The organism is Parafannyhessea sp. (assembly GCF_051876455.1).
Lineage (GTDB): Bacteria > Actinomycetota > Coriobacteriia > Coriobacteriales > Atopobiaceae > Parafannyhessea.
This window is the reverse complement of the sequence record NZ_JBJEHW010000020.1, coordinates 1-5,947: the sequence shown is the minus strand read 5'-3', so window position 1 is coordinate 5,947 and position 5,947 is coordinate 1. Positions and strand designations below refer to the sequence as shown.

The 5,947-nt window shown below is 65.4% G+C and carries 6 protein-coding genes; 1 reads left to right on the top strand and 5 read right to left on the bottom strand.

Annotated features, from left to right (window positions below; translation table 11 throughout):
• The coding region (locus ACI38Z_RS00845) for a 4Fe-4S binding protein (protein WP_439788300.1) at positions 1-619 on the top strand (619 nt) is incomplete at its 5' end.
• 458 nt (positions 620-1,077) lie between these two features.
• Here ACI38Z_RS00845 and uvrB read toward each other — a convergent pair.
• The 5 genes from uvrB to ACI38Z_RS00820 all read right to left on the bottom strand — a co-directional run.
• A complete protein-coding gene (gene uvrB, locus ACI38Z_RS00840; protein ID WP_439788299.1) occupies positions 1,078-3,384 on the bottom strand; it encodes an excinuclease ABC subunit UvrB in 2,307 nt (768 codons plus the stop codon).
• A 75-nt stretch (positions 3,385-3,459) separates the two neighbouring features.
• Entirely contained in the window at positions 3,460-4,050 is a 591-nt protein-coding gene (locus ACI38Z_RS00835; RefSeq protein WP_439788298.1) for a lytic transglycosylase domain-containing protein, read from the bottom strand.
• 10 nt (positions 4,051-4,060) lie between these two features.
• Complete coding sequence (gene coaE, locus ACI38Z_RS00830; RefSeq protein WP_439788297.1) at positions 4,061-4,693, bottom strand: dephospho-CoA kinase; 633 nt, start codon at positions 4,691-4,693, stop codon at positions 4,061-4,063.
• Positions 4,694-4,917: 224 nt separating this feature from the next.
• Complete coding sequence (locus ACI38Z_RS00825) at positions 4,918-5,322, bottom strand: hypothetical protein (RefSeq protein WP_439788296.1); 405 nt, start codon at positions 5,320-5,322, stop codon at positions 4,918-4,920.
• 185 nt (positions 5,323-5,507) lie between these two features.
• A partial coding sequence (locus ACI38Z_RS00820) for a S1 RNA-binding domain-containing protein (RefSeq protein ID WP_439788295.1) occupies positions 5,508-5,947 on the bottom strand: 440 nt, incomplete at its 5' end.

The following is a 5,947-nucleotide window of genomic DNA, read 5'->3' as shown; positions in this document are numbered from 1 at the left end:
CGACCTGCTCAAGGGCAGCAAGGTCAGGCTCGGGCGCGGCAACGGCGCCGTGGCCGACCCCAAGACCTACCAGACGGACGAGCCCGACGTCTTTGTGGGCGGCGACGTCTACACCGGCCCCAAGTTCGTGATCGACGCCATCGCCGCAGGCCACGAGGCCGCCATCAGCATGCACCGCTTTGTGCAGACCGGCTCCTCGCTCACGCTCGGGCGCAACCCGCGCCACTACGTCGAGCTCAACAAGGACGAGGTCGTGCTCGCCCCCGGCGACTACGACCACGCCGGACGCCAGGTTCCCGCCTGCCAGAAGGTCACCTCGATCGACCACAACTGGCACGACCCACGCCGCCAGTTCACGGAGGAGCAGATCCACAAGGAGACCGCGCGCTGCCTCAAGTGCGGTGCCAGCATCGTCGACACCAACAAGTGCATCGGCTGCGGACTCTGTACCACGCGCTGCGAGTTCGACGCGATCCACCTCACGCGCGACGTCCCCGAGGCGTCCACCATGTACGCCGCCGAGGACAAGATGAAGGCCATCCTGCCCTACCAGGCCAAGCGCGCCGTCAAGATCGTGCGCACGAGGCTTGCGGGCGAGAAGAACGAGGGCTCGAGGTAGCTACGGGCCCATATGCCAATGATTGGTGCCCCGAGACCCCACGGCGACATACGCTTCGCGAAATGTCTCCTTAGGGGTCCCGGGGCACCTTCTTGTCGCAGGCTCCGTTGCCGTGATGGCGTGCCCTCGACTACTCGCCCATGACCTCGACGTACACCGTGCGCCGCTGTGGCCCGTCAAATTCGGCTAGATAGATATCCTGGGCACCAACCATGAGCGCACGCCCTCCTGTAACGGACGTCGTCGTTCACCGATGAGCCTCCAGTCCAGATGCACAATGAGACTACCGCGGATGCGCTCGTGGAGACGCTGGCAGAGCACCGCAGACACGCGCAGTGACGGGCTCCTGACACGAGGCGCCACGACAGACCGTAGCAACTGCCGAGTCGGCCCCTCGGGTTCCTAAGGCGACATTTTCGCGAAGCGTATGTCGCCGTGGAACCCGAGGGGCCGACCCCCTAGTGCTTCTTCCGCTTGTAGTGCCGCCTCGTGGCGTGGGCGGAGCCCTTCCTGGCGCCAGCCTTCAGCCGGTCCATCACGTCCTTCTCGCTCGTACCGTTCATTCGTGCCTGCAGCTCCACAATCTGGTCGCGGAGCTTGGCGGCGCGCTCGAAGTCCATGTCGGCCGAGGCCTGGAGCATCTCGTCCTGGAGCGAACCCATAACCTGGGCCACCTCCTGCTTGGGCAGGGCCAGCAGCTCGTCCGCCACGGACTGGATGGTCCGCTCGCGCTCCCCCTCCGCGGCGTCGAGGGCCTCCTGGCTCTCTCCCCCGGCCGCCGTGAAGAACTTGCCGTCCACGCGCGACTTCGTGCCCAGGGTCTCGTCCGCCTCCGCGATGAAGCTCGTGACGTCCGTGATCGACTTCTTGATGGTCTTGGGGACGATGCCGTGCTCCTTGTTGAACGCCATCTGGATGCTGCGGCGACGGGCCGTCTCGTCCATGGCCTCGCGCATGGAGTCCGTCACGCTGTCCGCGTACATGATGACCTTGCCGTGTGCGTTGCGCGCCGCACGGCCCATCGTTTGGATGAGCGAGCGACGGTTCCTGAGGAAGCCCTCCTTGTCCGCGTCGAGAATCGCGACGAGCGAGACCTCCGGGATGTCGAGGCCCTCGCGCAGCAGGTTGATGCCCACGAGCACGTCTATCCTGCCCAGGCGCAGGTCCCGGATGATGTCCACGCGATCGAGCGTCGCGGTGTCCGAGTGCATGTAGTTGACGCGTATGCCCTCGTCCAGCAGGTGGTCGGTCAGGTCCTCCGCCATGCGCTTCGTGAGCGTCGTCACGAGCACGCGCTCCTTGCGCGCCACGCGCACCTTGATCTCGTCCAGGAGGTCGTCGATCTGGCCCCTCACGGGCCTGAGCTCGACCTCCGGATCCAGGAGGCCCGTGGGCCTGATGACCTGCTCGACCTCGTTCTGGCTCACGTTCTCCTCGTAGTCGCCCGGCGTCGCGGAGACGTAGATGAACTGCGGGATGCGCTGCTCGAACTCGTCAAAGCGCAGCGGTCGGTTGTCGAGTGCCGAGGGCAGGCGGAAGCCGTGGTCCACCAGCGTGACCTTGCGCGAGCGGTCGCCCTCGTACATGCCGCGGATCTGCGGCACCGTCACGTGGGACTCATCTATTATGCAGAGCATGTCGCTCGGGAAGTAGTCGATCAGCGTGTAGGGTGGCTCGCCGGGCTTACGCCCGTCCATGTGACGCGAGTAGTTCTCGATGCCGGAGCAGTAGCCCATGGTCTCGAGCATCTCGATGTCGTAGCTCGTGCGCTGCGAGAGCCGCTGCGCCTCGAGGATCATGTCGTTGTCCTTCAGCTCCTTGACGCGGTGCTCCAGCTCCTCCTCGATCGTCTTGATGGCGTGGTTGATCTTGGGGCGCGCCGTGACGTAGTGCGACGCGGGCCAGATGGGGATGGCGTCGTACTCACGCACGATCTCACCCGTGACGCCGTCGATCTCCGCGATGAGCTCCACCTCGTCGCCAAAGAAGCTGATGCGCAGTGGGTTCTCCGCATAGGGCGGGAAGACGTCCACGGTGTCCCCGCGCACGCGGAACATGCCGCGCTGCAGGTCGTAGTCGTTTCTGTCGTACTGGATGTCGATGAGCTCCTTCACGAGGTCGTCCCGCTCGAGCGGCACGCTCTTGTCCACGTTTGGCGCCAGGCCCGCGTAGTCCTGCGGGCTGCCGATGCCGTAGATGCAGCTGACCGACGCCACCACGATCACGTCGCGCCTGCTGAGGAGGCTCGACGTGGCCTGGTGGCGGAGCTTCTCGACCTCCTCGTTGATGGAGGCGTCCTTCTCTATGTACGTGTCCGTCTGCGGAACGTAGGCTTCGGGCTGGTAGTAGTCGTAGTAGCTCACGAAGTACACGACGGCGTTGTTGGGGAAGAGCTCGCGCATCTCGCTCGCCACCTGCGCGGCGAGCGTCTTGTTGGGCTCCATGATGAGCGTGGGCTTCTGGACCGCCTCGATGGTCTTGGCCATGGTGAACGTCTTGCCGGAGCCCGTGACGCCCAGGAGCGTCTGGTAGCGCAGGCCGTCCTTCACGCCCTTGGCAAGGCTCGCGATGGCATTGGGCTGGTCGCCCGCAGGCTGGTACGGCGAGACCACCTCGAGCTTCTCGTCCCCATGCTCGAGGCCAAAGCGCTTCAGCTCCGCGCCGTAGCGCTCCTTGGCCTCGCGCGTGCCCGCCAGGGGCTCGTAGGTGACGGTGTGCCCCTCCTCGTCCACGAAGGACCTATCCGAAACCGATGCCTTCGCCATCGCTCCCCCAACGTCAAGCACCATAAGGTGAGAAGAACCAGATTAGAACAAGTGTACCCATATAGGCTGCGGGGCTTACTGGGATTCCGATATTCCCGAGGGATAGAACTCCTTGTAGCGGTCGTAGGCCTCGTTCACGCGCACGAGGTAGGAGGCCGTCTCGGAGTACTGGATGTGCTGCGAGATGTCGCTCCCGTTGGCGAGCCACTTGGACACGGAGCCCAGCCCCGCGTTGTAGGCCGCGATGACCTGGTCGCGCGTGCTGAGGTTCTTCTGCAGGTACGCGAGGTAGGCCGTGCCGTACATGATGTTGGTGGTGGGGTCCGTGAGGTTGTCCGGCGAGTATGTGGAGCTGTCCACGGAGCCCATCTTGGCGACGGCCTCGGACGTGGAGGGCATGAGCTGCATGAGCCCCACTGCCCCCGCGTTGGAGGTCGCGCTCGCGTCCCAGTTGGACTCGCACTTGATGACCGCGCAGATGAGGTACTCGTCCACGCCGTAGCGCTGCGAGGCCTGCTCGATCACGTCCGAGTACTTGACGGGATAGAAGAACGTGCGTATGACCTTGGACGGCAGCAGGTTCGATGCGGCGGACAACAGGCACGCGAGCAGCATGCAGACGATGGGGATCGTCCTGTACCAGCGCCAGAAGCGCTCCTTCATCATGATCTGCCGCTCACCTCTCCCGTGTCTTCCAGTCGTCTGCCTCGTGCGCCTCCCACCAGGCGTCAACCTGGCTCAGGAGGTCCTTCTCGCCCCCCGCGTTCGCGAACTCGACGTCCGCCTTGGACCTGAGGTAGTCGTCCGTTGGCTGGCGCCGCGCCCGCGCGTCGAAGTCCTCCGGGTCCATGCCGCGGCCCTGCGCGCGGACCCTCCTGAGCTCGAGGGGGCACGTCACGCACACGACCTCGTCCGCGAGGTCAAGGGCGTCCTCCATCCGATCGAGCAGGGGCACCTCGACCACGGCCACCTTGGGGCGCCCCACGGCGTCCGTGCAGCCGTCGTCCCCCAGGACCTCCTCGAGCCTGCGCCGTATGTACGGCAGCTCGATCTGCTCCAGGCGTGCGGCACCCTCGTCCGTGGCGAACGCGCGCCGTGCGAGGAGCCCGCGCCTGAGCTGTCCCGTCGTGGGGTCAAGAAGGTCCTCGCCAAACTCGCGCGCTATCGCCTGGGTGCACTCGCCACCGGGCTCCAGCACCTCGCGCGAGACCCTGTCGAGATCGATGCGCCACGCGCCGAGCCGCTCGAGCTCGCGCGCCACGGTGGACTTGCCCGAAGCGATGCCACCCGCCAGGAACACGACGTACATCCGGACCACCCCTCGACACAGACCACAGACTTGGGTCCACTATCTTCCCACGCCACGCGGCCCCGCGGCGCGCCTGCGGAAAACGAACAGAGAGAAGGCACGTGGGCGTGTCCTTCTACCCCGCCAAGGCCGACGCCAGACGAAACGTGCCGACCGCACCCCAGGTGCGACCGGCACGACTTCTAGCTGCAGACTCGTTGCGACGGCCCTCCTTGGCCCCGCCGCTACGAGTGGATGTCGAACTTCTGCTTGCAGCGCGGGCACGTGATGCGGATGTGGCCCTTGCCCCTGGGGACGCGCACCCTCTGGTGGCAGTTGGGGCAGGTCGCGTGCTTGTACGTGCGGGCGTTCTTGTACGCGGCCGCGGGGTTCGATATCCACGGGCGAACGGGACCGAGCTTCTCCGCGAAGGCCATGCTCTCGCGGCGGCGCTGGTTGACGTTGGTGGACACCATGCGGAAGATCGCGTAGGCAAGAAGGACGATGGTGATGAGGTAGATCACGCCGTTGCCCGCGAAGATGTTGATGATCGCCAGGATCACGGCGAGCTCGAGGCAGGCGACGCCCAGCTCGTCCGCGCCGTTGCGCCCACGCATGAATTCCTCGAACTTGCCCTTGAAGTTGTCCATGAAACCAGCCTCTCGCAGTTTCCCTCGCGCGGCACGGCCGCGCACTAGCCATAGTCTCTATCCTGCCCCATTATGACAGGTTCTTACGCGCCGACGGCGAGACCACGGCAAAGCTTCCAATCGAGAAAAGCGAGGGGCCGCGGCTGCGACCCCTCGCCATGGTTCAAGCTAGGAACGAGCGACGGCTACTCGGCGTCGTTCTTCTCGTCCTCCTCGGGCTTGTCCAGCGGCTTGACCTCGACCTCGAAGCCCAGGGTCTCGGCGGCAGCCTTCATGGACAGGGAGATGCGGCGACGGTCGAGGTCGATCTCCATGACCTTGACCTGCACCTTGTCGCCCACGGAGCAGACCTGCGACGGCTGGTCGACGTGCTGCTTCGCCATCTCGGAGATGTGGACGAGGCCCTCGACGCCGTCACCGAGGTCGACGAACACGCCGAAGGTGACGAGCTTCGTGACGGTGCCCTCGACGATGGCGCCCACGGGGTACTTCTTGACGAGGGTGCGCCAAGGATCCTCGGTGGTCTGCTTGAGGCCGAGGGAGATGCGCTCGCGGTTGAGGTCCACGTCGAGAACCTGAACCTCGACCTCCTGGCCGACCTTGACGACCTCGGAGGGGTGGTTGA